The organism is Streptomyces coffeae (assembly GCF_016741875.1).
GTDB lineage: Bacteria > Actinomycetota > Actinomycetes > Streptomycetales > Streptomycetaceae > Streptomyces > Streptomyces coffeae.
Window position 1 is genome coordinate 453,772 of sequence record NZ_JAERRF010000004.1, and the last position, 26,810, is coordinate 480,581.

Here is a 26,810-nt window from a genome sequence, read left to right on the forward strand (position 1 = left end):
TGACGACTGACGACTGACGACTGACGACTGACGACTGACGATCCACCCGCCACCCTGACGACAACGAGAGTCCTGCCGCCATGTACGAGCTGTCCCGGGTCCGCCTCTACTCCATCGGGCCGGCCGGTGCGCGTTATGCCGACACCGTGCTGGACCTGCGCGGAGTCGGCGAGCCGGTGCCCAGCCCCGCGCCCACCCAGGCGGAGTTCTTCGAGGAGGAGCCGGTCGGCCCGCCCCGGCGCCCGGCCCCCGCGGGCGTGCTTTTCCTGGAGAACGGCGGCGGTAAGTCCGTCCTGCTCAAGCTGATCTTCTCGGTGATGCTGCCGGGCCACCGCAACACCCTCGGCGGCGCCAGCTCCGGTGTGCTGCGCAAGTTCCTGCTCGCCGACGACTGCGGCCATGTCGCCCTGGAGTGGCAGCACACCGTCACCGGTGAGACCGTCGTGGTCGGCAAGGTCAGCGAGTGGCGCGGCCGTCAGGTCTCCAACGATCCGCGCAAGTTCGCCGAGGCGTGGTACTCCTTCCGGCCCGGCCCCGGACTCAGCCTGGACTCGCTGCCCGTCGCCGAGTCCGCCGCGGTGCGGCCCGTCGCCGAGGGCGCCTCCACCGCCCGCGGCCGCCGCCGCACCATGAAGGGGTTCCGCGACGCGCTCACCGAGGCGGGCAAGGCGTATCCGCATCTGGACGCGGTCTGGGTGGAGATCCACGAGCGCTGGAACGAACACCTCGGCGACCTCGGTCTGGACCCCGAACTCTTCCGCTACCAGCGGGAGATGAACGCCGACGAGGGCGAGGCGGCCGGGCTCTTCGCTGTCAAGAACGACTCCGACTTCACCGATCTGCTGCTGCGCGCCGTCACCGACACCCGCGACACCGACGGGCTCGCCGATCTTGTCCACGGCTTCGCGCACAAGCTGGGCCGCCGCGCTGAGCTGATGGCCGAACGGGACTTCACCGCTGGTTCGCTGGATCTGCTCTCGCGGATCGCGGAGGCCGCAGACCGCCGTGAGCAGGCGCGCGGTGTGCATGCGGGCGCCGAGCGCCGCACCCGTACGCTCGCCCGGCGCCTCTCCGCGCGGGGCGCGGAGGAGCGTGGCCGCGCCGCCGAGCTGGCCCAGCAGGTGGCCTCCGCCGCACACGCCGTCACCGAGGCCGAGACGGCGCGCGGCCGCAGCGACCTCGTCGCGGCCGAACTCGCTTACCGCCACGCCTCGTTGGCGCTGGCCGCCGCCGAGAAGGGCGCCGCCGCGCAGCGCCGGGAGCTGAACGACGCCCGCACTCTGCACTCCGCCTGGCAGGCCGCCGAGACGGTGCTGCGCCATCGCGCCGCCGCCGACCGCTCCGCGCGCGTGGCCGCCGCCATCCGCGAGGCCGAGCGGGACGCCGCCCCCGCCCTCGCCGCCCGCGCGAAGGCCGCGGCCGACCTCGTACGCGCCCTGCACGCGGCGGCCGAGGACGGCGAACGGGTGGCCAACGAGGAGGAGGAGCGCTCCGCCGCCCTCCAGGAGACCGGCGAGTCCGCCCACCGCGACGCCACCTCCGCCGCCACCGCGGCCCAGCGCGCCCGCAGCGACGCGGAGCATCTGCGGCAGCGGCTCGCCGAGGTCGAGCAGGAGACCGCCGAGGCCGTGCGGGCCGGATGGCTCGACGACTCCGCCCCGGACGCCGACCCGGCCCGCGCCGCGCTCGCCGCGAGCGACGCGGAGAAGACCGCGGCCGCGGCCTGGGACGCCGCCCGTGAGACGGCTCGCCGCACCGCCGACCAGGCCAGGTCGGCCGCCGCCGAACAGGCCCGCGCCGAACTGGCCGCCGCGCGCGCGGCGGACGCGGCGCGGGCCGCGGAGTCGGCGTACGAGGGGGAGCGGCGTACGGCGGAGGCGCTCGGCGCCGAACAGCGCCTGGTCGATCTGCTCGGCCTGCCCCAGCCGTCGGCCCCCGTCCCCGCACCCCGCGGCACCCACCGCCCGCTGGCCGCCGACTCCGGCCGGGCCGGGTGGATCACGGTCCCGGTCGACGATCCCGACGCGGACGACATGCTGGGGCTTGCCCAACTCCCGGACGCCTTCCGCGCCGAGTCCCCCACCTACGCCGAGGACGAGGGCGGCGTGAAGGCGCCGGGGACGGGTGGGCCGACCGACCGTGGCGTGCATCCGGACGGTGACGTCCCCACCGCGACGGTGGATCCGATGGCTCCGGACCTGACCCCGGCCGGGGGACGGGACGTCGATGACCAGCACGCCCGTGCGGCCGGAACCGGCCAGGACAGCGGCCCGTCGGGCACGGACGGCGCGGACCGCACGGATCCGGGCGGCCCCCGTGCCCATGCTGCCGCCCACCCGGCCGGGACGTCCGCCCCGGAGGCCGACTCATGGGGCCACGAGGGCCGCCCTCCCGCTCAGAGGGAGGGCGGCAGCCGCACCCTGGCGGCGGAGTCCGTTCCGCCCGCGCGGGTGACCGTCCGGGTCGAGAACGGGAACGAGGCCGAGGAGCGGGACGGGGGCGAGGGCGAGCAGCGCCGTCGCCGTCGTGCGGTGGCCGCCGAGTCGCGGCCGACCGGGCGGGTTTCGGCCGATGTCGAGGGCGGGACCGAGCGGCAGACGTCCGACTCCGGCTCCGGTTCCGTACCGCCGCCCGCACCCCGAGCCGACGGTCAGGAGTCCGCAGACGACGAGAACCCCGATACGCCCGACACCTCCGCCGACGACGCCGACTGCTGGGATCCCGAGCTGGGGGAGGACGCCGCGGACGCTCCGCGCCCGCGGCAGGAGCGGCCCGCGCCCGCACTGCCGCGCCCCGAAGGGCCGCTGACCGCCGAGGAGCTGGACCGGAACGCCGAGGCGTTGCGCGAGCTGCTCGACGAGGGCGTCGCGTCCGCCGAGCGGCAGCTGTTCGAGCTGCGCACCGCCGCCGCCGATGACTCACGGATCCTCGGCGCGCTCGGCGACGGCGGGCTGCTGCCGCCCAGCCCGGATGTGCTGGCGGCCGTCGAGTTCCTCGGTGAGCACGGCATTCCGGCGCTCCCCGGGTGGCGTTATCTCGCCCAGGCCGTCGACCCCGTCGACCACGCCGCCGTACTCGCGGCCCGCCCCGAGCTGGTGGACGGTGTGGTGATCACCGACCCGGACACCCACGCCCGCGCCCGCGAGGTGCTGGGACAGGCGTCGCTGCTGCCGCGGTCCGCCGTGGCCGTCGGCACCGCCGCCGCGCTGCTCGCGCCGACGCCCGCGCCGGGGGCACAGGACAGCGGAGTGTTCCTGGTGCCGCCGAACCCGGCGATGCACGATGAGCGCGCCGCCGACGACGAGCGGCGGGAGCTGCGCGCCCGCGCCACCGCGCGGGACGAGGAGATTCGAGCGCTCGCCGCCCGGCTGGCGGGGGACCGTGCGCTGTCGGCGCGGCTCGCGTCCTGGCGCACCGGCTGCCCGCAGGGGCGGCTCGCCGAGCTGGCGGCCGCGGCCGAGGAGGCGCGGGAGTCCGCCGACACCGCACAGCGGGAGCTGGTGGAGCTACGGACGACCCGTGCCGAGGCCGACGAGGCCGCCACCGAGGCGGCCCGGGTCCGCGACGAGCGGCAGGAGGCGGCCCAGCGCGCCCGCCGCGTGGCCGACGCGCTGGCCGGTCTGGCGCACCGGCTGCGCCGACGCGCCGCCTGGCAGACCCGGCTGCGCGAACTGGCCGACGAGGCCGCCGAGTCGGAGGAGCGGGCCGACGCCTGTGTGGACCGGGCCCGCGCGGCCGACGAGGACCGGCGCGCGGCCCAGCGCGCGGCCGACGACGCGCGCCGTACCGCCCGCGCCCTGCGCGCCGAGCGGGCCGAGATCGCGGGCGCGCCCGACGACCTCGGCGAGGACACCGAACCGCCCACCGCCTCGCTGCCCGCGCTCCGCGAGGCGTACCGCGCCGCCTCCCAGGTGTACGAGAAGGTCGGCGTGGGCGCCGACCTCCGCGCCGAACAGGCCCGCGCCGAAAGCGACGAGAGCGCGGCTCTCGCCGCCCTCGACCGGCTCACCAACAAGGTCCGCACCCGCGCCGCGCAGCTTCTGGAGGGCACCGACGGCGCCGACGGCCCCTCCCGCCAGGCCGCCGCGGCCCGCGCCGAATCGCTGGTCCAGATGCTGGAGACGCGCGCGTCGGCGGCGAGCGAGCAGCTGGGACGGCTGCGTGGCGATGCCGAGCGGCTCGCGCCCGCCGACGACGGCGACGCGCACACCGAGCTGCCCGAGGAGATGGTCCCGGCCGACGCCGAGCGGGCCAAGGAGCTGCTGCGCACCGCCACCACCGAACTGGCCGCCCGTACCGACGCGCTGGACACCGCCCGCACCGTCCACGCCGAGCTGCTGCGCTCCCACCGCGCCGCCGAGGACGCCGCGGGTGGCTTCGACGAGACCGCCGCGCTGCTGCGGGACCTGCTGCGCGACGGACCGGGCTCGGGCGAGGACGAGGGGGAGCGCCCCGAGCCGTACACCGGGGACCTCACCGAGGCCCGCCAGGCGGCGACCGAGACGCGCCGCTCGCTGCGCGGCTGCGCGGCCGATCTCTCGCAGGCCGAGTCGGCCGTCCGGGAGGCGAGCGACGTCCTCGTCCGGCACGCCAACTCCACCCGCTACGAGCAGGTGCGCACCCCGGCCCGCCAGCAGATCCGGGAACTGCCCGCGGCGGCCCTGCCCGAGCACGCCGCGGCCTGGGCCGAGGCGTTCGCCCCCCGGTTGCGGGTGCTGACCGACGAGCTGGAGCAGCTGGAGCGCAACCGCGACAGCATCGTCGACCGGCTGCGCGGCCTGGTCGAATCCTGTCTGGCCACGCTGCGTTCGGCCCAGCGGCTCTCCCGGCTCCCGGAGGGCCTCGGCGAGTGGTCGGGCCAGGAGTTCCTGCGGATCCGCTTCGACGACCCGGACCAGGCGACGCTGACGGAGCGGCTGGGCGAGGTCATCGACGAGGCCACCCGCTCCGCCGTGAAGAAGAACTCCGATCTGCGCCGGGACGGAATGTCCCTCCTCCTGCGCGGAGTTCAGGCGGCGCTCCAGCCGCGCGGTGTGGCGGTCGAGATCCTCAAGCCGGACGCGGTGCTGCGGGCCGAGCGGGTGCCGGTCGGGCAGATGGGCGATGTGTTCTCCGGCGGTCAGCTGCTGACCGCCGCGATCGCCCTGTACTGCACCATGGCCGCGCTGCGCAGCAATGACCGCGGCCGGGACAAGCACCGCCACGCGGGCACGCTCTTTCTCGACAACCCCATCGGCCGGGCCAACGCCACCTATCTGCTGGAGCTCCAGCGGGCGGTCGCGGACGCCCTGGGTGTACAGCTGCTGTACACCACGGGCCTGTTCGACACCACGGCGCTGGCCGAATTCCCGCTGGTGATCCGGTTGCGCAATGACGCGGATCTGCGGGCCGGGCTGAAGTACATCAGCGTCGAGGAGCATCTGCGGCCGGGTCTGCCCGAGCGTGACCCCGAGGGCGAGCAGGTGCATGGCCAGATCACGGCCACCCGGATGTACAAGCGGCCGGAGACCGCCGGGCCCGCGGACACCGCCGATCCGAAGGAATGAGCCGATGCGGCGGACAGGGCCCCGCGCGCCGCTTCGGCCCTCCTGCCGGCTAGTTGGTCACCTGCTGCGTGGTGCTGCCCGCGGAGGCCGCGTAGTTGACGTCGCCGTTGTAGTTGGCGGTGATGGTGTACGGGCTGCCGGAGGTGGTGGCGTACGGCTGGGTGACCGTCGCCAGACCGCCCACGGTGGCCACGGTGACGGTCGGGGTGCCGGGGCAGTCATCAAGACGGTACTACCCGATGCGGAAACGGCGGGAGCAAGCATGAGCGGCACCGACCGTTCAACGGCTGCCCGCGCTATGGCACGAGCCCGTTGGGGGGGGTGCGCTGAACCATGGCGCAGAGGAGAGGACGCCGACGCGTCACGGGGACCGTAGAGAGTCGTATTGCCGCACTGCTGACGGTCGATGCTCCGGACCGTTCAGACGTGTTGGCGGTGCTCTCGGAGCATCCTGAGGCAGCGCGGATTTTCACCACGGATTTCCGGGCGTGGGAAGGAAGCGAGCCATTCCCAGCTGATGCGGACAGCGTGTACCTGCGCTACCTGCTCATGTGGGCAGCAGCCCAACGCGAAAAATCGATATCGATATGGCTCGCGACACTAGGTTTCAAAATGTGGGCGGAACAGGCGCGTAAGTTCTCTGTAACGGGGTTCCCCAAAGTCGCTTGCGGGGTTCCCCGTTCACGGTTCTGTCGGGGATCGGCTGCCTCGAAGCTCATGGGACACGTGCAACGCGCCCAGCAGGGTGCCCCCGCGACGGGCGAACGTCCGGGGGCGCGGGCCACCTGCACACCAGAGAGAAAGGACAGGCAGCCGTGAGCAAGATTAGCCACGGTCACCCGAACGTGGGGACGCTGGTGAGAGATACGGCCACCGACCGCCTGGGGGTCTACATGGGCCGGGGCGGACCGTACGCCATGCTCAGGCCCCGGCACGGGGGCAAGGAATGGCAGGCACGCCCCGAAGATCTTCGCCCGGCGGTGGTCTGCCGTGCCTGAGCGCGAAGTCTCCGAACACCCTCGTACCGCTGACCGTGAACAGCTTCAGTCGGCGTATCTCATGCACAGGGCAGAGTGCGAGACCTGCACGCCCGAGCAGTCATGCCCGATAGCGCGACGGCTGGAAGAAGCACGGCGCGCGGTGGGCGCGTCATGACGACCAACTGTGCGGAGTGCGCCCGCCTTGAGCGCGAGAAGCAAGCGGCGCGTAAAGCGCGGTACATGAGCAAGGTCACCGACTGCGACGTGTTGCTGAAGCGGCACCCCGACCACAACAAGAGGAGCGTTCGCGCCGGAAGGGGTCGGGCATGACTCGAGCCACCTACCGTTTCCGCGAATTTACGATCCGGCCCGATCTCCGGCCGGAATCGGAACCGATCATGTCCACCATGCAATGCAAGACGTGCGACGAGAGCGGGCCGACGACAGAAGAGTCCGAAGAGGGTACGGCGTGGGCTGCAAAGCACCTCAAGGCCAACCCTGACCATCTGGAGTACCGGGAGCACATCACACGCCCGTACCATTTCGAGGCGGGAGCGTGGCAATGAAGGACCGGAAGACGCTTGAACGGGAAATTACGAGTGGCAGCGCGCCGTCACCTGCCCTGCGTGCCTGGCCCACGCGTGAAACCCCCGGCCCGCTGAGTGACGGCGAGCAAGACGGCTCAGCGAGTCGGCCGCCCCGTCCGTGTGCTGCCCCCGTGGCGCGCGGACGGGGCTTCCCTACGACAAACGGAAGTACCCCTATGCGTCAGTGCACGGCCACGGCCGAAGTGCCGCTCACCGAACTGTTGATAGCCATACTCGCCGGACAGAAGCGGGTCACCGACAGCGACCTTGCCTATGCCCCCGACACGGTCCGGTGTGAGCTTGGCGTCTGGCACGAAGACGGACACGCCGCCTTCGTATGGGACTGGGAAAAGCACAAGCCGCGAGAAGGACTGTGGGCGCGCTGGACACCGGACGGAACGATGCGGTTCGAGTCCCTGACATGGTGCGGGATCCCCGGCAGCCCGGACGGGGACGACGCGTGCACGCTCTACCTGGACCATGCCCGCGAACACTCGTGGAAGGTGCGTGACCCTGAGCTGGAAGCCTTCAGCCGCAGGGTCTTTGCGGAAAACGCCGGATTGATCGCGCGGCTCACCAGGAAGCGCAACTAGCAGTCCTGGCGTTCGGCATAGCCGCTGCGGTCCCGAACGAGTGCCCCCGACCCGCTGAGGACGGCTCAAGCAAGGCTCAGTGCGTCGGCTGCCCCGTCTGTGCGTACGCCCCCGTTGCGTATGGGCGGGGCTGTCTTCTGCCCGCTGACCAGCTACGATGCTCGGTACGCAAGTACGCATCACGCGACCCTCCGCCTTGCGAGTCACCGCACCAGACGCCGCTCGCGGCCGGACGCCCCCTTTGACGACGGAACCTAGACCCCCTGCTTGATCATCTCGGCGCACTTCTCGCCGATCATCATCGTGGTGATGCACGGGTTGACCGCGACCAGATGCGGCATCACCGAGCCGTCACAGACCCGTAGTCCGGTCACCCCCTTCACCCGCAGCTGGGGGTCGAGCGGTGCCGAGGGGTCGCCCGGGGCTCCCATCTTCACCGTGCACGCCGGGTGGTAGACGGTGTTGTGGGTGTCGCGGATATAGCCGAACAGCTCCTCGTCGGTGGTCACCTCCGGACCCGGGGCGAGTTCGGCGCCCGCCCACTCGGCCAGCGCGGGCCGGGCCGCGATCTTCCGGGCCAGCCGCAGCCCGTACGTCATGACGCGGATGTCGTGCTCATCGGTGAAGTAACGCGGGTCCACCCGGGGTTTGTCGCGGAAGTCGCGGGTGCGCAGCCGGACCGTGCCGGTGGACCGGGCGCGCGTCACATTGGGGGTGAGGCAGAAGGCGTTCTCCGAGGTCGGATAGCCCCGCCGGTAGGTGTTCAGGTCGAACGGCACCGAGCCGTAGTGGAACATCAGGTCCGGCCGGTTCAGGCCCGGTTCGGTGTCCGCGAAGATGCCGATCTCCCACCACTGGGTGGAGCTGGTGACCATGGGCTGCTTCGCTTCCCACATGATCACGCCCTCCGGGTGGTCCTGGAGGTTCTCTCCCACGCCCGGCGCGTCCACGGCCACCTCGATGCCGAACGCGCGCAGATGGTCCGCCGGTCCGATCCCGGAGAGCATCAGCAGCTTCGGGGAGTCGATGGCGCCGCAGGAGACGATCACCTCCCGCCGTGCCCGCACCCGGAGGGTGTGGATCAGATCGGGGGAGAGGCAGTCGACGCCCGTGCAGCGCCGGTTCTCCTCCAGCACCAGCCGCTTCGCCTGCACCCCGGTGCGGATCTCCAGATTGGGCCGCTTCCCCATGATCGGATGGAGATAGGCGACGGAGGAGGACTGACGGGTGTTGTTCTCATCGGAGTTGATCTGGAACCAGTGGGCGCCGCGGACCACCGTGGTGCCGGTGTTGAACGGGGCGGTGGGGATGCCCGCCTCCGCGCATGCCTCCAGCAACGCCGCCCCGCAGGGGTCCTTGGGCGGTACGGTGCGGATGGTGACCGGACCGCCGCGGCCGTGGTGGTCGCCGGGCGCGTCGTTGGTCTCCAGACGGCGATAGAGCGGGAACGTTTCCGGCGAGCTCCACCCCGTACAGCCGCCCGCCGCCCACTCGTCCAGGTCCTCGGCCGGTGCCCAGAAGGCGATACAGGAGTTGTGCGAGGAACAGCCGCCGAGCACCTTGGCGCGGGCGTGCCGCATAAAGCTGTTGCCGGACTCCTGCGGCTCCACTGGATAGTCCCAGTCGTAGCCGGACTCCATCAGCCCCATCCAGCGGTCCAGCCGCAGTACGTTGTCGTCGCCGACGTCGGAGGGGCCCGCCTCCAGGAGGCACACCGTGACCGAAGGGTCCTCGCTCAGCCGCGCGGCGACCACATTGCCTGCCGTACCGCCGCCGACGACCACATAGTCGAACTCGTCCATGCCTTTCATGCCTTCCATGCCTTCCATGCCTTCTCCTCCTTACCGTTCCGTTCAGTCGCTGATGGCGGGGACCGGGGTGGCGGACGGCTCGGAGTCGTCCACGGCCGCGTGCTCGGCCAGTACGCCCGTGCGGTGGCGCTGGACGAACCAGTAGTAGGCGAAGCCGCCGAGCGCGACGGTGCCCACGAAGAGGAACGCGCCCCAGCGCAGATACCAGTGGTGCGGGGGAGCCGCGTTGTAGACCGCGTCCCGCGGCCAGGCGAGGTTGAGCATCATCCCCGCGCCCCAGATCACCGCGAGCAGATTGACCGGCAGTCCGAACCGGCCGAGGGAGAACCGCCCCTCGCCCGCCGGGGTCCACCGCCCGCGCAACCGCGCCACCAGCATCGGCAGGGTCACCAGCAGATAGGCCAGGTAGATCATGATGATGCCGATGCTGGTCACCACCGAGAAGATCTGCGGCTGGCGGATGTTGACGGCCAGGACGCAAAGGGAGAGCACCCCCACGATCACCGCGGGCAGCACCGGGGTCTTGAACCGCGGGCTGACCCGGGCCATCAGCGAGGCGGCGGGCAGGTTGTTGTCCCGCGCCATCGCGAACGCCAGCCGGACGGCGGCGGTGTGCACGGCCAGGGCGCACACGGTCACCGCGATCAGCACACACCACAGCATCGCCTTGCCGACCGTCGAGCCCAGGACGTCGAGCACGATGTACTGGAGTCCGTCGGTGGACAGCCCCTCACCGGTCAGACTGCCCACGCTCATCAGCGCCAGCAGCAGGATCAGCCCGCCGAGCACGAACGAGGCGATGAGCGCGCGCAGGATCGCGCGGGGCGCGTTGCGCGAGGGGTCCAGGGACTCTTCACCGAGCGAGGCGGCGGTGTCGAAGCCGTACATCACATACGCGGAGGCCAGTGAAGCGGTGAGGAAGGCGCCCAGATAGCCCAGGCTCTGGCCGGAGCCGGTGTGCGCGGTTTCGGTGACCACCTCCGGGCCGCGCACCACATGGACGGCGAACAGCACGATCAGCACCACGGTGGCGATGAGTTCGAGGAAGACACCCGCGGTGTTGATCCGGGCCATCAGCTTGACCCCGAAGGCGTTGACCAGGGTGGTGAAGAGGATGAGCACCGCGGCCAGCAGCACCGCGTTGGTCGCGGTGTCGTACTGCCCGCTGCCGTCCCCGATGAACTGGAACGACGAGGAGATCTGCGGCAGCGTCAGCTGGTAGGCCAGGGCCACCGCGGCCAGCGAGACGATCGAGGCGACCAGCATCATCCACCCGGCCAGCCAGCCCACATGGGCGTTGCCCAGCCGTTTGGACCAGTTGTAGACCGAGCCCGCGACCGGATAGCGGGCGGCCAGCTCGGCGAAGCAGAGCGCCACCATGAGCTGTCCGGCGAAGACCATCGGCCAGGACCACCAGTAGGCGGGCCCGCCCTGGCCGTAGCCGAAGTAGAAGAGCTGGAAGGTGCCGGTGAGGATGGAGATGTAGCTGATCCCGGCGGCGAAGGTGTGGAAGTTGCCGAGCGTTCTCTTCAGTTCGGGACGGTAGCCGAACTCCGCGAGTTCGGCGTCGTCCTGGGAAGGGGACATGAACGGACTCCAATGTCAGGCGAACCAGCCCTGGGGACGGGGACGGGTGTTGCGCCAGATGTGCTTGGTCTCGCGGTACTCCGCGAGACCACTGGGCCCCAACTCCCGTCCGGCCCCCGACTGTTTGAACCCGCCCCACTCCGCCTGCGGCAGATAGGGGTGGTAGTCGTTGATCCATACGGTGCCCAGCCGCAGCCGGGACGCGACCCGCTGGGCCCGCCCCTCGTCGCCGGACCACACCGCACCCGCGAGTCCGTAGATGGTGTCGTTGGCCAGCCGTACCGCCTCGTCCTCGGAGGCGAAACGTTCCACCGTGAGCACCGGCCCGAAGGACTCGTCGGCCAGTACCGACATACCGCTGTGGCAGTCGTCCAACACGGTCGGCAGATAGTAGAAGCCGTCCGCCAGAGCCGGGTCCTCCGGCCGGGCCCCACCGCAGCGCAGCCGCGCCCCCTCCGCGATCCCGGCCGCCACATACGCCTCGACCTTGGCCCGGTGCGCGGCCGAGATCAGCGGACCCGTCCGGGCCCCTGCGTCGAACGGACCGCCCAGCCGGATCGCCTTCGCGCGGCGCACCACCTCGTCGACGAAGGCGTCGTGCAGCGAGTCCTCCACCAGCAGCCGGGCACCGGCCGAGCAGACCTGTCCGGAGTGCAGGAAGACCGCGGTGAGCGCGTAGTCCACGGCCGTCTCGAAGTCCGCGTCGGCGAAGACCACATTGGGGTTCTTGCCGCCCAGCTCCAGCGAGGTCCGCTTCACCGTGCCGGACGCGGCGGCCATGATCCGCCGCCCGGTCCGCAGCCCCCCGGTGAAGGACACCATGTCCACATCGGGGTTGTCGGTCAGCGGCGCCCCGGCCTCGGGCCCCGGGCCCAGCACCAGATTGGCCACTCCGCCCGGCAGTCCCGCCTCCTGAAGCAGCCGTATCAGGGCGATGGCCGTACTCGGCGTCAGCTCACTGGGCTTGAGGACGAAGGTGTTGCCCGCGGCGAGCGCGGGCGCCACCTTCCACGAGGTCTGCAGCAGCGGATAGTTCCACGGGGTGATCAGGGCGCAGACCCCGACCGGCTCATGGACCACCCGGCTGACGGCGTGCTCCAGACCCGTGTCCACCTCCCGGTCCACCTCGGTGCGCACCAGCGTGCCGAAGTAGCGGAAACAGGCCGCGACATCGTCGATGTCGATCTCGCTCTCCGCCAGCCGTTTGCCGGTGTCCAGGGACTCGGCGCGGGCGAGTCCGGCCTTGTCCCGCTCCAGCAGATCCGCCACACGCAGCAGCAGATCGCCGCGGGCGGCCGCCGGGGTGTGGGGCCACGGCCCCTGGTCGAACGCCTGCCGGGCGGCGGCCACCGCCTCGGCCGCGTCCTTGGCACCGCCCTCGTCGACGACCGCCACCAGCGAGCCGTCGGCGGGGCACCGGATCTCCCTGGTCCGCTGGTCGATCGCTTCGGTCCACTGGCCACCGATGAAGAGATCAGTCACGGGCATTCCTCCGCTGTCGGGGTCGGGACATGGTCGGTCACCCACTGGTGGAACGCGCCGATGTGGTGCTCGCTGGGGACGAGCACTCCGCCGCGCCGGTACGCCCGCGAGTCCATGGCGGGCTGGGTGCGCTCACAGGCGTCGAAGTCCTGGGTGTTGACGCGGTGAAACAGCTCGACCGACTTCGACAGATCTCGGTCGGAGGCGGCGGCCACGACGTCCGGTGCGTAGAGCCAGTCGCACTCCACCAGGGTGCGATCGGCGGCGAGCGGGAACATCCGGTGGACGATCACATGGTCGGGCACCAGGTTGATGAACACCTGAGGGCGCACCGTGATCGCGTAGTAGCGGCGGTCCTGCTCCTCGGCGATTCCGGCGAACCGGTCGAAGCCCGCGCTGCCGTCCACCGTGAAGCCCTCGGCCTCCGCGGCGAACTCCGCGCCGTGGCCGACGAAGTACTGCGCGGCCAGACCGTCCGCGAACTCCGGGAGCACCTCGGTCAGTTCCGGGTGGATCGTCGCGCAGTGGTAGCACTCCATGAAGTTCTCGACGATCAGCTTCCAGTTGGCCCGGATGTCGTAGCTGATCCGACGGCCCAGGGCCAGCGCCGCCACGTCGTAGCGCTCCACCGCCTCGGCCTCGCCCAGGCGTTCGGCCACCGACCCGATCACCGTCTCCTCGAAGGAGGGTGGTTCGTCGGCCAGGCACACCCAGGCGTAGCCGAGCCATTCGCGCAGGGCCACCGGGATCAGCCCGCGCTCGACCCGGTCGATGTCGGGCATCTTCTGGAGGTTGGGGGCGGCGGTGAGTTTGCCGTCCAGGTCGTAGGTCCAGGCGTGGTACGGGCACTGGAGCGAGCGCCGCACGGTGCCGGACTCCTCGGTGCACAGCCGGGCGCCGCGATGGCGGCAGACGTTGAGGAACGCACGCAGCTCACCACGGCGGTTCCGGGTGATCAGCACGCTCTCCCGGCCGACCTGCACGGTGCGGAACGCTCCGGGCCGGTCCAGATCGGCGCTGCGCACGGCGCAGTACCACAGGGCCTCGAACAGGTGCTCCTGCTCCTGGCGGAAGATGCCGGGAGAGGTGTACCAGTGGCCGGGGAGAGTGGTGATCAGACTGGGGGATGTGGCGGCGGGGGATTCGGGAGCCACAGTCATGGGGTTCTCCTCAGGCGTGCGCGGCGGTCGGCCGCGGGGTCGAAGAGGTCGATGGGACACGGACGCCGGGAGGTCAGCGGCGGATCCGCGCCATCCGCGGGTCGAAGAGGGGCTCGACGGCGACGGTCGCGGGGACCTTCTCGCCGAAGTACTCGATGTGCACGGCGGTGCCGGGCACGGCGGCCGCGGCCGGCAGCCAGGCGTAGGCGACCGTGCGGCCGACGGTGTAGCCGTAGGCGGCGCTGGTCACATAGCCGGCGGGCGCGCCGTCGACGAACACCGGCTCGCTGCCCATGACCAGGGCGGCCGGATCGTCCAGGGTGAGACAGGCCAGCCTGCGCCGCGCGGTCTCCTCGGAGCGGCCCTCGAGCGCGGCCCGCCCGATGAAGTCGCCCTTGTCCATCCGGACGGCGAAGCCGACCCCGGCCTCGTACGGGTCGTGCTCGGTGGTCATGTCATGGCCCCAGGCGCGGTACCCCTTCTCCAGCCGCAGGCTGTTGAAGGCGGAGCGCCCGGCGGCGATCACCCCGTGCTCCTGTCCCGCCTCCCAGAGCGTGTCCCACAGCCGCAGGCCCATATCGGCGGTGGTGTACAGCTCCCAGCCCAGTTCACCGACATAGCTCAGCCGCATCGCGGTGACCGGGACATGGCCGAGGTAGGTCTGCCGGGCCTTGAAGTAGCCGAACGCGCCGTGCGAGAAGTCATCGCGGGTGAGCGGTTGGACCAGGTCCCGGGCGAGCGGGCCCCACACCCCGACGCAGCAGGTGCCGGGGGTGATGTCGGCGATATGCACGTCGTCCGGCGCGTGGCGCAGCAGCCAGTCCAGGTCAAGACCGCCGTTGGCACCCACCTGGAAGCGGTTCGCCGCCAGCCGAGCGACGGTCAGATCGCTGCGCACCCCCCCGGCCTCGTCCAGCAGCAGGGTGTAGGTGACCGAACCGGGCTTCTTCGCCAGCTGGTTGGTGGTCATCCGCTGGAGGAAGGCGAGCGCGCCGCGTCCGCTGACCTCCAGCCGCTTGAGCGGGGTCATGTCGTACAGCGCGACCCGCTCCCGGGTGGCCCTGGCCTCGGCGGCGGCGATCGGCGACCAGTAGCGGGCCGACCAGGCGTCGCGCGGGGGCAGTTCGATGCCCTCGGCGAGCGGGGCGTTGGCCGTGTACCAGTGCGGCCGCTCCCAGCCGCCGCCCTCCAGGAAGGAGGCGCCCAGCTCCCGCTGGCGCACATGGAAGGGGCTGACCCGCAGCGGGCGGGGCCACTCCATGGGTTGCAGCGGGTGGATGACGTCGTAGACCTCGACGAAGTTCTGGGCACCGCGCTCGGCCACATAGGCGGGGGAGCGCTGGGCGTCCTCGAAGCGGTACAGATCGCAGCCGTGGACATCGGTGGACGGCCGCCCGTCGGTCATCCACTCGGCGACGGCCTTGGCGACGCCCGCGGAGTGGGTGACCCACACCGCCTCGGCCAGCCAGAAGCCGCGCACCTCACGGGATTCGCCGAGCACCGGCATCCCGTCGGGGGTGAACGAGAAGACGCCGTTGAAGCCCTCCTCGACCCGGCTCGCGCCGAGCGCGGGGAGCAGTCCGACGCTGTCCTCCCAGCTGGACGCGAAGTCCTCCTCGGTGAACGGCAGCGAGGACGGCATCACCGGGGCGTCGTCGTAGGCGGGCACCTCGGCGGCGTCGACCGGCATCGGCCGGTGGGCGTAGGAGCCGATGCCGAGGCGGTCGGTGTGCTCGCGGTAGTACAGATCGCGGTCCTGGAAGCGCAGGATCGGCCGGTTCGCCTCGGTGCGCGGGTCGTTGAGGCCGGCCAGCTCCGGCAGCGGCGCGGTCTTGGCGTACTGGTGGGCCAGCGGCAGCAGCGGAACCGGCACCCCGGCCATCGCGCCGATCAGCGGGCCCCAGAATCCGGCCGCGGACACCACGAGGTCGGCGTCGAAGCGGCCCCGGTCGGTGACCACGCCGGTGACCCGGCCGTCCTCCTGCTCGATCCCGGTCACGGTGTGCCGGTCCAGGAAGCGGGCGCCGCGCTCGGTGGCCCGCTCCATCTGGGCGCGGGAGGCGAGCAGGGCGCGGGCGAGTCCGTCGTCCGGGGTGTGCAGACCGCCGAGGATCCTGTCCTGGTCCAGCAGGGGCCACAGCTCCACGCAGCGCGCGGGGCCGATCAGTTCGGCCCGCACCCCCCAGGAGGCGGCGAGCCCGGCCTTGCGGTGCAGATCGGCCCAGCGCTCCTCGCTGGTGGCGATCTCCAGTCCGCCCACCGGGTTGAAACAGGACAGCCCGTCCACCTCGAGGGCGGAGAACTTCTCCACCGTGTAGGCGGCGAAGTCGGTGAGGGTCTTGGAGGGGCTGGTCTGGAAGACCAGTCCGGGCGCGTGCGAGGTCGAACCGCCGGGGGCCAGCAGCGGCCCCTGCTCCAGGACGGTGACCTCGCTCCAGCCGCGGGCGGTCAACTCGTCGGCCAGTGAGCAGCCGACGATACCGGCGCCCACGATGACCACGCGCCGCTGGCTGTTGCGGGCCTCCCCGTTCACAGGACCACCACCGACCGCAGCACCTCGCCGCGCTGCATCTTGGCGAACGCCGGCTCCACCTCGTCCAGCGCGATCATCTCGCTGATGAATGCCTCCAGGTCCAGCTTGCGGCTGAGGTGGAGGTCGACCAGGACGGGGAAGTCCCGGCTGGGCAGACAGTCGCCGTACCAGGACGACTTGAGGGCGCCGCCGCGGGAGAACAGGTCGATCAGCGGCAGATCGATCCGCATCTCCGGGTCCGGCACACCGACCTGCACCAGCACCCCGGCGTGGTCGCGCATATAGAAGCCCTGCCGGTAGGTCTCGGGGCGGCCCACCGCGTCGATGACCACATCGGCGCCGAAGCCGCCGGTCAGCTCGCGCACCGCCTCGACCGGGTCGGTGCCGCGGGAGTTGACGGTGTCGGTGGCGCCGAAGCGGGTGGCCGCGTCCAGCTTCTTGTCGTCGATGTCCACCGCGATCACCCGGCGCGCCCCGGCCAGCGAAGCCCCGGTGATGGCCGCGTTGCCGACCCCGCCGCAGCCGATGACGGCCACCGTGTCCCCGTTGCCGACCTGGCCGGTGTGCACGGCCGCGCCGTACCCGGCCATCACCCCGCAGCCGATCAGGCCCGCCGCCTCGGGGCGCGCGGACGGGTCGATCTTGACCGCCTGGCCCGCCGCGACCAGCGTCTTCTCGGCGAACGCCCCGATGCCCAGGGCCGGGCTGAGCGGGGTGCCGTCGGCGAGCGTCATCGGCTGGGCGGCGTTGCGGCTGTCGAAGCAGTACCAGGGACGGCCCCGGCGGCAGGAGCGGCAGCCGCCGCAGGGGGCGCGCCAGGCCAGGACGACGTAGTCGCCGGGGGCGAGCCCGGCGACGCCCGGGCCCACGGCCTCGATGGTCCCCGCCGCCTCGTGCCCGAGCAGATACGGGAACTCGTCACCGATCGCGCCTTCCCGGTAGTGCAGATCGGTGTGGCACACCCCGCACGCCTGGACGGCCACGAGCACCTCACCGGGGCCGGGATCGGGCACGATGATCGGCACCACCTCCACGGGGGCGCCCTTTTTGACCGCGACGACGGCGCGGGCTTCTTGCGGCATGGCTCACTCCTCTGTTCTCCTGCGCTCGCAGGGACCGGGCGTGGGGAGCTGGCATGGCGGACTCGATATGGGGGGAAACCGACCGGTTCAACCGCTCTTGGTTACCCTCGAGTTGCGTATAGCGCGGCGTGTTGCGCGATGGGGGACATCCTGAAAGTGGTTCCCCCGCGCGGTCAAGAGGTACGCGCAAACCACCTGGAGCGAAGCGTTGACCCGGGAGGGCATGGCTGCGGACGGGCGCTCCCGGCGGGGCGTTCCGCGAAGACGATGAGGGGGCCGGACGAATCCGGCCCCCTCGTGCGGGTGGTGGTTTTTCTTCCCGTGCTCAGCCGGGGAAGCCCATCCTCCGGGACAGTTCCTCGGCCGTCTTCACGGCGTACTCGGCCAGGTCGGGCAGCCGGCTCTGAGCCATCCGGTAGGCCGGGCCCGAGACGCCGATCGCCCCGATGACCACACCGTCGTGGCCGCGCACCGGGGCGGCCACCGCGTTCAGCCCGATCTCCAGCTCCTCGCAGGAGTAGGCGAAGCCGCGCTCGGCGGCCGTCTCCAGCTGCTGCCGCAGCTCGGCGGAGGTGGTGATGGTGTGCTCGGTGAACCGCGGCAGCTTCCGCGTCACCAGCCGCTCCCGCCGCTCGCCGGTCAGATGGGCGAGCAGCACCTTGCCGCTCGCGGTCGCGTGCAGCGCGGTCCGGCGGCCCAGCCAGTTGAAGGCGGTGACCGCCGCGGCGCCGCGCGCCTGCATGATGTTGACCGCCGCGTCCCCGTCCAGCACGGCGATATTGGCGGTCTCCCCGGTCTCGTCGGCCAGCGCCCGGCACACCGGGGCGCCCTCCTGCGAGATGTCCAGGCGGATGGCGGCGGCGCCCGCGAGTCTGAGCACCCCCGCGCCCAGGTAGTACTTCCCCCGTTCTCGTTCCTGGCCGACCAGCCCGCGGTTCTCCAGCACGCCGAGCAGCCGGAAGGCGGTCGACTTGTGCACCCCCAGCTCCTCGGCGATCTCGGTCACTCCGGCCTCGCCCAGCTTGGCGAGGATCTCCAGGACGCTGACCGCCCTGTCCACCGATTGCACTGCCCCGGAGGCCCCCCGCTTCTCCTCGGCCCGGTCCTCGGTCGTGTTCGTCATGGGTCTGATCTCACCATCCGGCGGCTTCGCGTGGGGCCCCTTGACGGGGAACTCTTGACGGCTGCCTTCCTGATCTGGATTCTGTTGCGCATCGCGCTATTCGATGCGCCATTCAGAACGCATGATACCGATCAACGTGAGGGGGGCCAATGATTCCCGTCTGCCGTATCGAGGACCTGCCGGAGGGCGAGTCGGTGCGTGTCGAGGCCGGTGAGATCGGCGGGCCGATCGCCGTGTTCCACTCCGAGGGCGCGTTCTACGCCATCGACGACACCTGTAGCCACCAGGACGCCTCCCTCTCGGAAGGCTGGCTGGAGGGCTGCTATGTCGAATGCCCGCTGCACGCCGCGCTGTTCGATCTGCGTTCCGGCGAGCCCACCTGCCTGCCCGCCCGCAAGCCCGTACGGACCCACGCTGTCACGGTCGTCGACGGAATGCTCTATGTCCACCCCACGGTGCACACCGTTCCCGGCGAGCCCGTCCGCGCGGTCCAGGAAGAAGCGGTCGCATGAGGACGGTCACCGTCGTCGGCGCCTCGCTCGCCGGACTGCACGCGGCGCGGGGCCTGCGCTCCCACGGCTTCGACGGGCGGCTGGTCATCGTCGGTGAGGAGCGCCACCGCCCCTACGACCGCCCGCCCCTGTCCAAGGAATTCCTCACCCGCCCCGGCGGCCCGGACGGCGATCCCGGTCCGCTCGCCCTGACCGACCCCGAGGACGAGGCCGAGCTGGACGCCGAGTGGCTGCTCGGTGTCCGGGCCGAGGTGCTGGACCCCGCCGCGGGCGAGGTGCGCCTCGCGGACGGCCGCACCCTCGGCACCGACGGGGTGGTGATCGCCACCGGTGCCGCGCCCCGCACCCTGCGCGCCACCGCGCTCCCCGGGGTGCACACCCTGCGCACCCTCGACGACGCCGCCCGGCTCCGCGCCGAGCTGCGCGCGGGCGCCGCCCGCGCGGTGGTGATCGGCGCCGGGTTCATCGGCGCCGAGGTCGCCTCCTCCTGTGCCGCCCTCGGACTGGACGTCACCGTGGTCGAGGCCGCTCCGCTGCCGCTGGTCCCACAGCTCGGCGAGGAACTGGCCGGGGCCTGCGCCGCGCTCCACCGGAACAGTGGGGTGACCCTGCTGTGCGGCACCCAGGTGGCCACCCTGCGCGGGACCGACCGGGTCACCGGTGTGGAGCTCGCCGACGGCCGGGTGCTCCCCGCCGATGTGGTGATCGTCGGTATCGGAGTGCGACCCGTCACCGGCTGGCTGGAGGGCTCGGGCCTGAAACTCGACGACGGGGTGCTGTGCGACGAGGGCTGTGTCACCGCGCTGCCCAATGTGGTGGCCGTCGGGGACGTGGCCCGTCTCGCCCGGCCCGGCACCGGACGCACCGTCCGCGCCGAGCACTGGACCAGCGGAATGGAACAGGGCGCGGTGGCCGCCCGCAATCTGCTCGCCGGATCCACCGTCGAGCCGTACACCGCGCTGCCCTACTTCTGGTCGGACCAGTACGGCGCCCGGATCCAGTACGCGGGACGGCGCGAACCCGGTGACACCGTCCGCATCGATGAGGGCGACCCCGCCGACCCCGGCGCCGGACTCCTGGCCGTCTACGAACGGGACGGCAGCACCACCGCCGTCCTCGGCGTCAACCGGCCCCGGCCCTTTATGCGGCTGCGCCGCGAGCTCGCCCGCGCTCCGCGGCCGGCCGGGAGGTGACCCGCCCCGCCCTGCGGGCCTCCCGGCGCTGACGGCGCAGCTCCCGCGCCGTGCTGCTGGGCCGGGAGACCACCCCGTAGCGCTGGTTCCAGACCTGGCGGGTCACCCACACATCCAGCACACCCCAGGTGGCCACCACCGTGCTCGCCACCGTGGCGAGCACGGCGGGGAAGGCGAACCACGACCCCGCGAACGTGCACAGCACCGCCACCATCGCCTGCACCAGCGTCACCGCCACGATGATCACCGCCCGCACCGCCGCCGTACGGACGGGGTCGGGCAGCCGCCTCCGGCGGGCCGGTTCCTCGGTCCACAGCGGCCGGACCGCCCGCGCCGGGATGTCGCGATCCTTGTCCATCGCGTCGTGCATGACGTCCATGACGCGCTCACCCCTTTCCTGCGGCCGCCCCGCCCCGCCGTCCCAGATAGCGGTACTTGGGACGTATGCCCCGTTGATGTCCCCCGTAACGTCACGAACGGCGGACACCGGAAGTTCCCCTCCGCGGACCGTGGGGAGAGGAAAACCGGCCAAGCCTCATGTGCCAGGGGCACCCGATGATCGGCAGGTCGGTGCCAAGCCCCGGGGGGTAAGTCGGACAATGGCCCGACAACTCCTGATCAACAGGGGTGGGGGGATCACTGCATCTACCGGACAGCTCTTCGAGACGGCCATATTGCAGTAGTAGGCTCGCGCCCGCTCGTTGTCGGAACATCGAACACCGCCCCCGCGCAAGGGGGTTGACGTTGGGGAGGCCATGCGCTTTCGCGGGAAGTCCATCCGCCGGAAGATCGTGGCGCTGTTGCTGGTGCCGCTTGTCTCACTGACGGCAATCTGGGCCTTCGCTACAGTGATCACGGGTCGTGAGGCGATGCAGCTGCTGGACGCGTCCGACATCATCGACGAGGCGGGCCAGCCGGCGGAGGACGCGGTGCACGCCGTCCAGAAGGAGCGGCGGCAGACGCTCATCCTGCTCGCGGATCCCCGCCGGTCGGACGCGCTCCCCGTGCTCCACACCCAGCAGCGCAAGACCGACCAGGTCCTCAACACCCTGCGGGACGCCGCCTCTGACGGCGATGTGCGCGACCTGATGAACGACGACTCCCGGGACCAGCTCGGCGCGATCCTCAAGGCGGCCGACGGCCTCGACAGTCTGCGCCGGAAGGTCGAGGACAACGAGATCACCCGGATCGCAGCATATGAGTACTACAACCAACTCGTCGACCTCTGCTACAACTTCCGCAGTTCGCTGCATGCCGTGCCCGACACCGACCTGGACAAGCAGGGCCGGGCACTGGTCGCGATGATCCGCGCCCGGGAGGCCCTCTCCCGGGAGGACGCCCTGTATGTCTCCTCCCTGACGGCGCGCAAGATGACCCTGGCCGACCTCAAGGCCATCTCCGACCTCATCGCCGAGCGCACCTTGCTCTACGACACCAACCTCCCGGTCCTGCCCGCCTCGGAGCAGAAGGTCTTCGCCGACTACCGGCGCACCAAATCCGCCCCCGCCGCGCTGCGGGTCGCCGAGGGCAAGATCCTCTCCTCGATGGACCCCAAGGCGGCCATCAAGGCCCTGGACCAGGAGCACTGGGAGGCCGCCGCGGGGCCGGTCCTCAACGACTACGACCGACTCGGCGACGAGGCCACCGACCGGCTCCAGGACCGTATCGACCCGGTCGCCAACAGCGTGCTGCTCAAGGCCGGCGCGGCCGGCATCCTCGGTCTGCTGGCCCTGGTCGTCTCGGTCTTCGTCTCGTTCCGCATCGGCCGCACCCTGGTCCGTGACCTGTCCGGGCTCCGCAAGGACGCCCAGGAGGTCGCCAGCGTCCGGCTGCCCGGTGTGATGCGCCGCCTCGGCGCCGGGGACAAGGTCGATATCGAGACCGAGGCGCCCCGGCTCGACTACGGCCCCGATGAGATCGGCCAGGTCGGTCAGGCTGTCAACACCCTCCAGCGGGCCGCCGTCGAGGCTGCCGTCAAACAGGCCGAGCTCCGCCAGGGCGTCTCCGAGGTCTTCGTCAACCTCGCGCGCCGCAGCCAGGTACTGCTGCACCGCCAGCTCACCCTGCTCGACGCCATGGAACGGCGCACCGAGGACACCGACGAACTCGCCGATCTGTTCCGCCTGGACCATATGACCACCCGTATGCGGCGGCACGCCGAGGGCCTGGTCATCCTGTCCGGCGCCGCACCCTCCCGGCAGTGGCGCAAGCCGATCCAGCTGATGGACGTGGTGCGCGCCGCCGTCGCCGAGGTCGAGGACTACGAGCGGATCGAGGTCCGCCGGATGCCGCGGCTCGCGGTCAACGGCCCGGCCGTCGGCGACCTCACCCACCTGATCGCCGAACTGCTGGAGAACGCCGCCGTGTTCTCCCCGCCGCACACCGCCGTCCAGGTGCACGGCGAGCGGGTCGCCAAGGGCTTCACCCTGGAGATCCACGACCGCGGTCTGGGGATGACGTCCGAGGCGCTCATGGAGGCCAACCTCCGGCTCGCCGAGACCGCCGAGTTCGAGCTGTCCGACACCGACCGGCTCGGTCTGTTCGTGGTCAGCCGGCTCGCCCAGCGCCAGGGCGTCCGCGTCTCGCTCCAGCCCTCGCCGTACGGCGGCACCACCGCCGTCGTCCTCATCCCCGGCAGGCTGCTCAGCGAGAACGACCCCGGTGAGGATGCCGACGACCGCGGCCGCGGCCAGGGTTACGACCGGCCGGGTCCCCAGACCAGGCTCCAGGCAGTCCAGCAGCGGACCGCCCCGTTGGAGGACTCCTCCGCGGCCTTCCGGCAGCTCACGGCACCGACCGGGCCGCCGCGGGGCGGACCCGCCCAACTCGAGGCGCCGGTCTCGCCTTTCCCGGCCGGGCAGACCGAGAAGACCGGGCAGACCGAGAAGACCGGGGCGACCGCAGAGACCGAGGAGGACGACGAGCTGGGCGGGATCTTCCGGGCCCGCGGACTGCCCAGCCAGCGACCCGCCCCCGACGCCGAGCGGCACCAGCCCGCTGCCGGACCGCCGCCGGTCCACGGCGGTGGTCCCGCCCCGCTGCCCCGCCGTGTCCCGCCGGTGCTGGTCTCCGACCACGGCCGCCCGGTCGAAGGCACCCCGGGCGGCCGGCATGCCCGCCCGCAGAGCGTCGATCAGCCCTCCCGGGCCGAACGGCCGGGCCCGGACACCGGACCTGGCCCGGACAGCGGAACGGCCCCGGTCACACGGGGACAGGCACCGGGGCCGGGACAGGGGCCGGGACAGGGGTACGGATCGGGGCACATCCCGGGGCAGGGTCAGGACCGCGCCCCGTCCTGGGCGGGGGAGCGGACGCCCGAACGCCCGGCACCGCCGCAGCGTTCGGCATCCGGACTGCCCAAGCGCGTCCGGCAGGCCAACCTGGCTCCGCAGCTGAGGAACGACCCCACGCCGCGTGACGAGGCGGAAAGGTACCCTGCGGACACCGATCCCCAACGGGAGGCCGAACAGGCCCGGGCCACCATGGCCTCCCTCCAGCGGGGGTGGCAGCGCGGTCGGCGTCAGACGGGCAGCGGTCCCGGCGCGCAGGACACAGCACCAGGAACGACATATGAGGGGGACGGTCGATGACCGCATCGAACGCCGCAGCAGGGAACGCCTCGGCAGGGACGTCGGGCGAACTCAACTGGCTGCTTGACGAACTGGTCGGACGGGTGGGCAGCATCCGCAAGGCGCTGGTGCTCTCCGGGGACGGCCTGCCCACCGGCGGCTCGCGCGATCTGTCCCGGGAGGACGGCGAGCATCTGGCCGCCGTGGCCTCCGGATTCCACAGCCTCGCCAAGGGCGTCGGCCGCCACTTCGACGCCGGCCGGGTGCGGCAGACCATCGTCGAGCTCGACGACGCCTTCCTGTTCGTCACCGCCGCGGGCGACGGCAGCTGCCTGGCGGTGCTCGCCGACGCCGACTCCGATGTCGGTCAAGTGGCCTACGAGATGACGCTGCTGGTGAAGCGGGTGGGGGCCCATCTGGGCTCCGCTCCGCGATCCGGCGGGTGACGGAGGCCGGGGGACATGACCCGAGGCGGGGAACAGACCGGCCGCTGGTTCGACGACGCGGCGGGGCCGGTGGTCCGGCCCTATGCGATGACACGGGGACGCACCCGCAGCGCCGCGGAGGGAAAGCTCGATCTGATCGCGGTCGTCGTCGCCGACGCTGTGAGCCACCGGACCGTCACTGACCAGACGCTGTCCCCGGAGCACATCGACATCGTCGAAATGAGCCGCGACACCCCACAGTCCGTCGCCGAGCTGGCGGCCGAACTCGACCTTCCGGTCGGGGTGGTCCGTGTACTCATCGGTGACCTGCTCCACGCGGCACTCGTCCGAGTGTCCCGGCCCGTACCTCCGGCGGAACTGCCGGACGAGAGGATTCTGCGCGAGGTGATCAATGGTCTACGGGCACTCTGACCTAGGCCGCTCTCCCATCGTCGAACCGGTCACGCTGAAGATACTTGTGGCAGGCGGATTCGGCGCGGGCAAGACGACCCTGGTGGGCGCGGTCAGCGAGATCAAACCGCTGCGCACCGAGGAACTCCTCACCGAGGCCGGCCGCCCGGTCGACGACATCGCGGGGGTGGAGGGCAAGACAACCACCACCGTCGCCATGGACTTCGGGCGTATCACCCTCCGCGAGGACCTCGTCCTCTACCTCTTCGGCACCCCCGGACAGGACCGCTTCTGGTTCCTGTGGGACGAACTGGCCACCGGCGCGCTGGGCGCGGTGGTGCTGGCCGACACCCGGCGGCTGGAGGACTGCTTCGCCGCCGTCGACTACTTCGAACGGCGCGGTATCGCCTTCACGATGGCCGTCAACTGCTTCGAGGGCGCCGAGCGCTACCCCGAGGAGGCGGTGCGCGATGCGCTCGATCTCGACCCCGGGACCCCGGTCATCCTGTGCGACGCCCGCGAGCGGGAGTCCGCCAAAGAGGTGCTCATCTCGGTCGTCGAGCACGCGATGCTGGCCTCGGCCACACAGCGCTAGCCGGACGTCCGCGCGGCGCAGGAGCGATACGGCCCGTACCCCGCCGTGCGGGGTACGGGCCGTCGCCATGTGGCGCGGTGGGGAAGGGCCTACGCTTCGGCGTCCCGGTCCTCCTTGTGCCACCCGAAGCTGCGCTCCACCGCCATGCGCCAGTTGCCGTACTCGCGCTCCCGCTCCTCCGCGCCCATCCGCGGGGACCACTCGGCGTCCCGCTGCCAGTGGGAGCGCAGTTCGTCGAGGTCCTGCCACACCCCGGTGGCCAGCCCGGCCGCGTACGCCGCGCCCAGACAGGTGGTTTCGGAGACCACCGGACGGATCACCGGGACACCGAGCACATCGGCCTGGTGCTGCATCAGCAGCCCGTTCGCGGTCATCCCGCCGTCGACCTTGAGGGTGGTGATCCGCACCCCGGAGTCCTGGTACATCGCGTCGACCACTTCGCGCGTCTGCCAGCTGGTGGCCTCCAGTACGGCACGTGCCAGATGCGCCTTGGTGACGTACCGGGTGAGACCGGTGACCACCCCGCGCGCGTCGGAGCGCCAGTACGGGGCGAACAGCCCGGAGAACGCCGGGACGATATACGCCCCGCCGTTGTCGGACACGCTCGCGGCCAGCGGCTCGATCTCGTCGGCCGAGCGGATGATGCCCAACTGGTCGCGGAACCACTGCACCAGCGCCCCGGTGATGGCGATCGAACCTTCCAGACAGTAGACGGGCCGCTCACCCCCGAGCCGGTAGCCCATCGTGGTCAGCAGTCCGCTCTTGGACGGCACCGGGCGGTCTCCGGTGTTCAGCAGCAGGAAACTCCCGGTGCCGTAGGTGTTCTTGGCCTCGCCGACGCCGTAGCAGGTCTGGCCGAACACCGCGGCCTGCTGGTCACCGAGGGCGGAGGCCACCGGCACCCCGGCGAGCTGGCCCACCGCCGTGCCGTACACCTCGGCCGAGGACCTGATCTCCGGGAGCATCGCCTCGGGGATGCTCATCGCCGACAGGATCGCGCTGTCCCACTGGAGGGTTTCCAGGTCCATCAGCAGGGTGCGCCCGGCGTTGGTGACATCGGTGACATGCACCCCGCCATCGGTGCCGCCGGTGAGGTTCCAGATCAGCCAGGAGTCGATGGTGCCGAAGGCGATCTCGCCGAGCTCGGCGCGGCGGCGCAGCCCGGGTACGTGTTCCAGCAGCCAGGCGGCCTTGGGCCCGGAGAAGTAGCTGGCCAGCGGAAGTCCGGTGGTGTCCCGGAAGCGGTCCTGGCCGTGTTCGCCGCCGAGTTCGGTGCACAGGGCGGAGGTGCGGGTGTCCTGCCAGACGATCGCGTTGTGCACTGGTTTGCCGGTGGCGCGATCCCACAACACGGTCGTCTCGCGCTGGTTGGTGATGCCCAGCGCGGTCAGCTGGTCGGCGCGCAGCCCGGCCTTGGCGAGCGCGCCCGCCACCACGGCCTGCACCTTGGCCCAGATCTCGGTGGCGTCATGCTCCACCCAGCCCGGTTTGGGGAAGATCTGGCGGTGTTCGCGCTGGTCGACGGCGACGATCCGGCCGCCTTGGTCGAAGATGATGCAGCGGCTGGAGGTGGTGCCCTGGTCGATCGCGGCGACATAGGTGTCCGAGCGGTTCGGCATGG

At 71.6% G+C, this 26,810-nt stretch carries 20 protein-coding genes; 10 read left to right on the forward strand and 10 right to left on the reverse strand.

Going from position 1 to position 26,810, the window contains the following annotated elements:
• Positions 1–80: 80 nt before the first annotated feature.
• Positions 81–5,546, forward strand: coding sequence for a hypothetical protein (locus tag JK363_RS09135; RefSeq protein ID WP_201873633.1), 5,466 nt, complete (start codon positions 81–83; stop codon positions 5,544–5,546).
• 49 nt (positions 5,547–5,595) lie between these two features.
• Here JK363_RS09135 and JK363_RS43725 read toward each other — a convergent pair whose 3' ends face one another.
• Positions 5,596–5,730 (reverse strand): hypothetical protein, encoded by a 135-nt coding sequence (locus JK363_RS43725; RefSeq protein ID WP_268981015.1) that lies wholly within the window; start codon positions 5,728–5,730, stop codon positions 5,596–5,598.
• 631 nt (positions 5,731–6,361) lie between these two features.
• Between JK363_RS43725 and JK363_RS09140 the strand changes: the two genes are divergently transcribed.
• From JK363_RS09140 to JK363_RS09150, 3 genes are all read left to right on the forward strand, one after another.
• Positions 6,362–6,544 (forward strand): hypothetical protein, encoded by a 183-nt coding sequence (locus JK363_RS09140; protein WP_201873635.1) that lies wholly within the window; start codon positions 6,362–6,364, stop codon positions 6,542–6,544.
• Positions 6,545–6,852: 308 nt separating this feature from the next.
• The gene (locus tag JK363_RS09145; protein WP_201873637.1) at positions 6,853–7,092 is read left to right on the forward strand and encodes a DUF7848 domain-containing protein; all 240 of its coding nucleotides are present in this window, start codon (positions 6,853–6,855) and stop codon (positions 7,090–7,092) included.
• A 197-nt stretch (positions 7,093–7,289) separates the two neighbouring features.
• A complete protein-coding gene (locus JK363_RS09150) occupies positions 7,290–7,706 on the forward strand; it encodes a hypothetical protein (RefSeq protein ID WP_201873639.1) in 417 nt (138 codons plus the stop codon).
• Positions 7,707–7,960: 254 nt separating this feature from the next.
• On the opposite strand, the gene JK363_RS09155 is transcribed toward JK363_RS09150, so the two are convergent.
• The 7 genes from JK363_RS09155 to JK363_RS09185 form a co-directional block, all read right to left on the reverse strand.
• The gene (locus JK363_RS09155) at positions 7,961–9,508 is read right to left on the reverse strand and encodes a GMC family oxidoreductase (RefSeq protein WP_201873770.1); all 1,548 of its coding nucleotides are present in this window, start codon (positions 9,506–9,508) and stop codon (positions 7,961–7,963) included.
• Positions 9,509–9,559: 51 nt separating this feature from the next.
• Positions 9,560–11,104 carry an APC family permease gene (locus tag JK363_RS09160; protein WP_201873642.1) on the reverse strand — a complete coding sequence of 515 codons (1,545 nt, stop codon included), beginning with the start codon at positions 11,102–11,104 and terminating at the stop codon, positions 9,560–9,562.
• A gap of 15 nt (positions 11,105–11,119) precedes the next feature.
• A complete protein-coding gene (locus JK363_RS09165; RefSeq protein WP_201873651.1) occupies positions 11,120–12,586 on the reverse strand; it encodes an aldehyde dehydrogenase family protein in 1,467 nt (488 codons plus the stop codon).
• The gene (locus JK363_RS09170; protein ID WP_201873653.1) at positions 12,583–13,746 is read right to left on the reverse strand and encodes an aromatic ring-hydroxylating oxygenase subunit alpha; all 1,164 of its coding nucleotides are present in this window, start codon (positions 13,744–13,746) and stop codon (positions 12,583–12,585) included. Before JK363_RS09170 ends, JK363_RS09165 begins: the two co-directional genes overlap by 4 nt.
• 73 nt (positions 13,747–13,819) lie before the next feature.
• Entirely contained in the window at positions 13,820–16,279 is a 2,460-nt protein-coding gene (locus tag JK363_RS09175) for a GcvT family protein (RefSeq protein WP_201873655.1), read from the reverse strand.
• A complete protein-coding gene (locus JK363_RS09180; protein WP_201873657.1) occupies positions 16,276–17,361 on the reverse strand; it encodes an S-(hydroxymethyl)mycothiol dehydrogenase in 1,086 nt (361 codons plus the stop codon). Before JK363_RS09180 ends, JK363_RS09175 begins: the two co-directional genes overlap by 4 nt.
• 325 nt (positions 17,362–17,686) lie before the next feature.
• Positions 17,687–18,484: an IclR family transcriptional regulator gene (locus tag JK363_RS09185; protein WP_201873659.1), complete on the reverse strand. Its 798-nt coding sequence runs from the start codon at positions 18,482–18,484 to the stop codon at positions 17,687–17,689.
• Between the two features lie 149 nt (positions 18,485–18,633).
• Here JK363_RS09185 and JK363_RS09190 point away from each other — a divergent pair, with 149 nt between their 5' ends.
• Both JK363_RS09190 and JK363_RS09195 read left to right on the forward strand, forming a co-directional pair.
• On the forward strand, positions 18,634–18,996 hold the full coding sequence (locus JK363_RS09190; protein ID WP_201873660.1) for a bifunctional 3-phenylpropionate/cinnamic acid dioxygenase ferredoxin subunit: 363 nt from the start codon (positions 18,634–18,636) through the stop codon (positions 18,994–18,996).
• Positions 18,993–20,189: an NAD(P)/FAD-dependent oxidoreductase gene (locus JK363_RS09195; RefSeq protein ID WP_201873661.1), complete on the forward strand. Its 1,197-nt coding sequence runs from the start codon at positions 18,993–18,995 to the stop codon at positions 20,187–20,189. The genes JK363_RS09190 and JK363_RS09195 overlap by 4 nt, the downstream gene beginning before the upstream one ends.
• Here JK363_RS09195 and JK363_RS09200 read toward each other — a convergent pair.
• On the reverse strand, positions 20,137–20,568 hold the full coding sequence (locus JK363_RS09200) for a hypothetical protein (RefSeq protein ID WP_236075629.1): 432 nt from the start codon (positions 20,566–20,568) through the stop codon (positions 20,137–20,139). The genes JK363_RS09195 and JK363_RS09200 overlap by 53 nt on opposite strands.
• A 376-nt stretch (positions 20,569–20,944) precedes the next feature.
• On the opposite strand from JK363_RS09200, the gene JK363_RS09205 reads away from it, so the two are divergent.
• From JK363_RS09205 to JK363_RS09220, 4 genes are read left to right on the forward strand one after another with little or no spacing between them, the layout of a single operon-like run.
• Positions 20,945–23,779 (forward strand): nitrate- and nitrite sensing domain-containing protein, encoded by a 2,835-nt coding sequence (locus tag JK363_RS09205; protein WP_201873666.1) that lies wholly within the window; start codon positions 20,945–20,947, stop codon positions 23,777–23,779.
• Positions 23,776–24,204, forward strand: a complete 429-nt coding sequence (locus JK363_RS09210) for a roadblock/LC7 domain-containing protein (protein WP_201873668.1) — start codon at positions 23,776–23,778, stop codon at positions 24,202–24,204. The genes JK363_RS09205 and JK363_RS09210 overlap by 4 nt, the downstream gene beginning before the upstream one ends.
• Positions 24,205–24,219: 15 nt before the next feature.
• Positions 24,220–24,615: a DUF742 domain-containing protein gene (locus JK363_RS09215; RefSeq protein WP_201873670.1), complete on the forward strand. Its 396-nt coding sequence runs from the start codon at positions 24,220–24,222 to the stop codon at positions 24,613–24,615.
• Positions 24,596–25,189, forward strand: coding sequence for a GTP-binding protein (locus tag JK363_RS09220; RefSeq protein WP_201873672.1), 594 nt, complete (start codon positions 24,596–24,598; stop codon positions 25,187–25,189). The genes JK363_RS09215 and JK363_RS09220 overlap by 20 nt, the downstream gene beginning before the upstream one ends.
• Positions 25,190–25,278: 89 nt before the next feature.
• Here JK363_RS09220 and glpK read toward each other — a convergent pair whose 3' ends face one another.
• Positions 25,279–26,808 carry a glycerol kinase GlpK gene (glpK, locus tag JK363_RS09225; RefSeq protein ID WP_201873681.1) on the reverse strand — a complete coding sequence of 510 codons (1,530 nt, stop codon included), beginning with the start codon at positions 26,806–26,808 and terminating at the stop codon, positions 25,279–25,281.
• Positions 26,809–26,810: the final 2 nt, after the last annotated feature.

Coding starts and splice junctions, on each gene's coding strand:
- JK363_RS09135 (WP_201873633.1), top strand. CDS start 81: ATGTACGAGCTGTCCCGGGTCCGCCTCTACTCCATCGGGCCGGCCGGT.
- JK363_RS09145 (WP_201873637.1), top strand. CDS start 6,853: ATGACTCGAGCCACCTACCGTTTCCGCGAATTTACGATCCGGCCCGAT.
- JK363_RS09150 (WP_201873639.1), top strand. CDS start 7,290: ATGCGTCAGTGCACGGCCACGGCCGAAGTGCCGCTCACCGAACTGTTG.
- JK363_RS09155 (WP_201873770.1), bottom strand. CDS start 9,508: ATGGACGAGTTCGACTATGTGGTCGTCGGCGGCGGTACGGCAGGCAAT.
- JK363_RS09160 (WP_201873642.1), bottom strand. CDS start 11,104: ATGTCCCCTTCCCAGGACGACGCCGAACTCGCGGAGTTCGGCTACCGT.
- JK363_RS09170 (WP_201873653.1), bottom strand. CDS start 13,746: ATGACTGTGGCTCCCGAATCCCCCGCCGCCACATCCCCCAGTCTGATC.
- JK363_RS09180 (WP_201873657.1), bottom strand. CDS start 17,361: ATGCCGCAAGAAGCCCGCGCCGTCGTCGCGGTCAAAAAGGGCGCCCCC.
- JK363_RS09185 (WP_201873659.1), bottom strand. CDS start 18,484: ATGACGAACACGACCGAGGACCGGGCCGAGGAGAAGCGGGGGGCCTCC.
- JK363_RS09190 (WP_201873660.1), top strand. CDS start 18,634: ATGATTCCCGTCTGCCGTATCGAGGACCTGCCGGAGGGCGAGTCGGTG.
- JK363_RS09195 (WP_201873661.1), top strand. CDS start 18,993: ATGAGGACGGTCACCGTCGTCGGCGCCTCGCTCGCCGGACTGCACGCG.
- JK363_RS09200 (WP_236075629.1), bottom strand. CDS start 20,568: ATGGACGTCATGCACGACGCGATGGACAAGGATCGCGACATCCCGGCG.
- JK363_RS09205 (WP_201873666.1), top strand. CDS start 20,945: ATGCGCTTTCGCGGGAAGTCCATCCGCCGGAAGATCGTGGCGCTGTTG.
- JK363_RS09210 (WP_201873668.1), top strand. CDS start 23,776: ATGACCGCATCGAACGCCGCAGCAGGGAACGCCTCGGCAGGGACGTCG.
- JK363_RS09215 (WP_201873670.1), top strand. CDS start 24,220: ATGACCCGAGGCGGGGAACAGACCGGCCGCTGGTTCGACGACGCGGCG.
- JK363_RS09220 (WP_201873672.1), top strand. CDS start 24,596: ATGGTCTACGGGCACTCTGACCTAGGCCGCTCTCCCATCGTCGAACCG.
- glpK (WP_201873681.1), bottom strand. CDS start 26,808: ATGCCGAACCGCTCGGACACCTATGTCGCCGCGATCGACCAGGGCACC.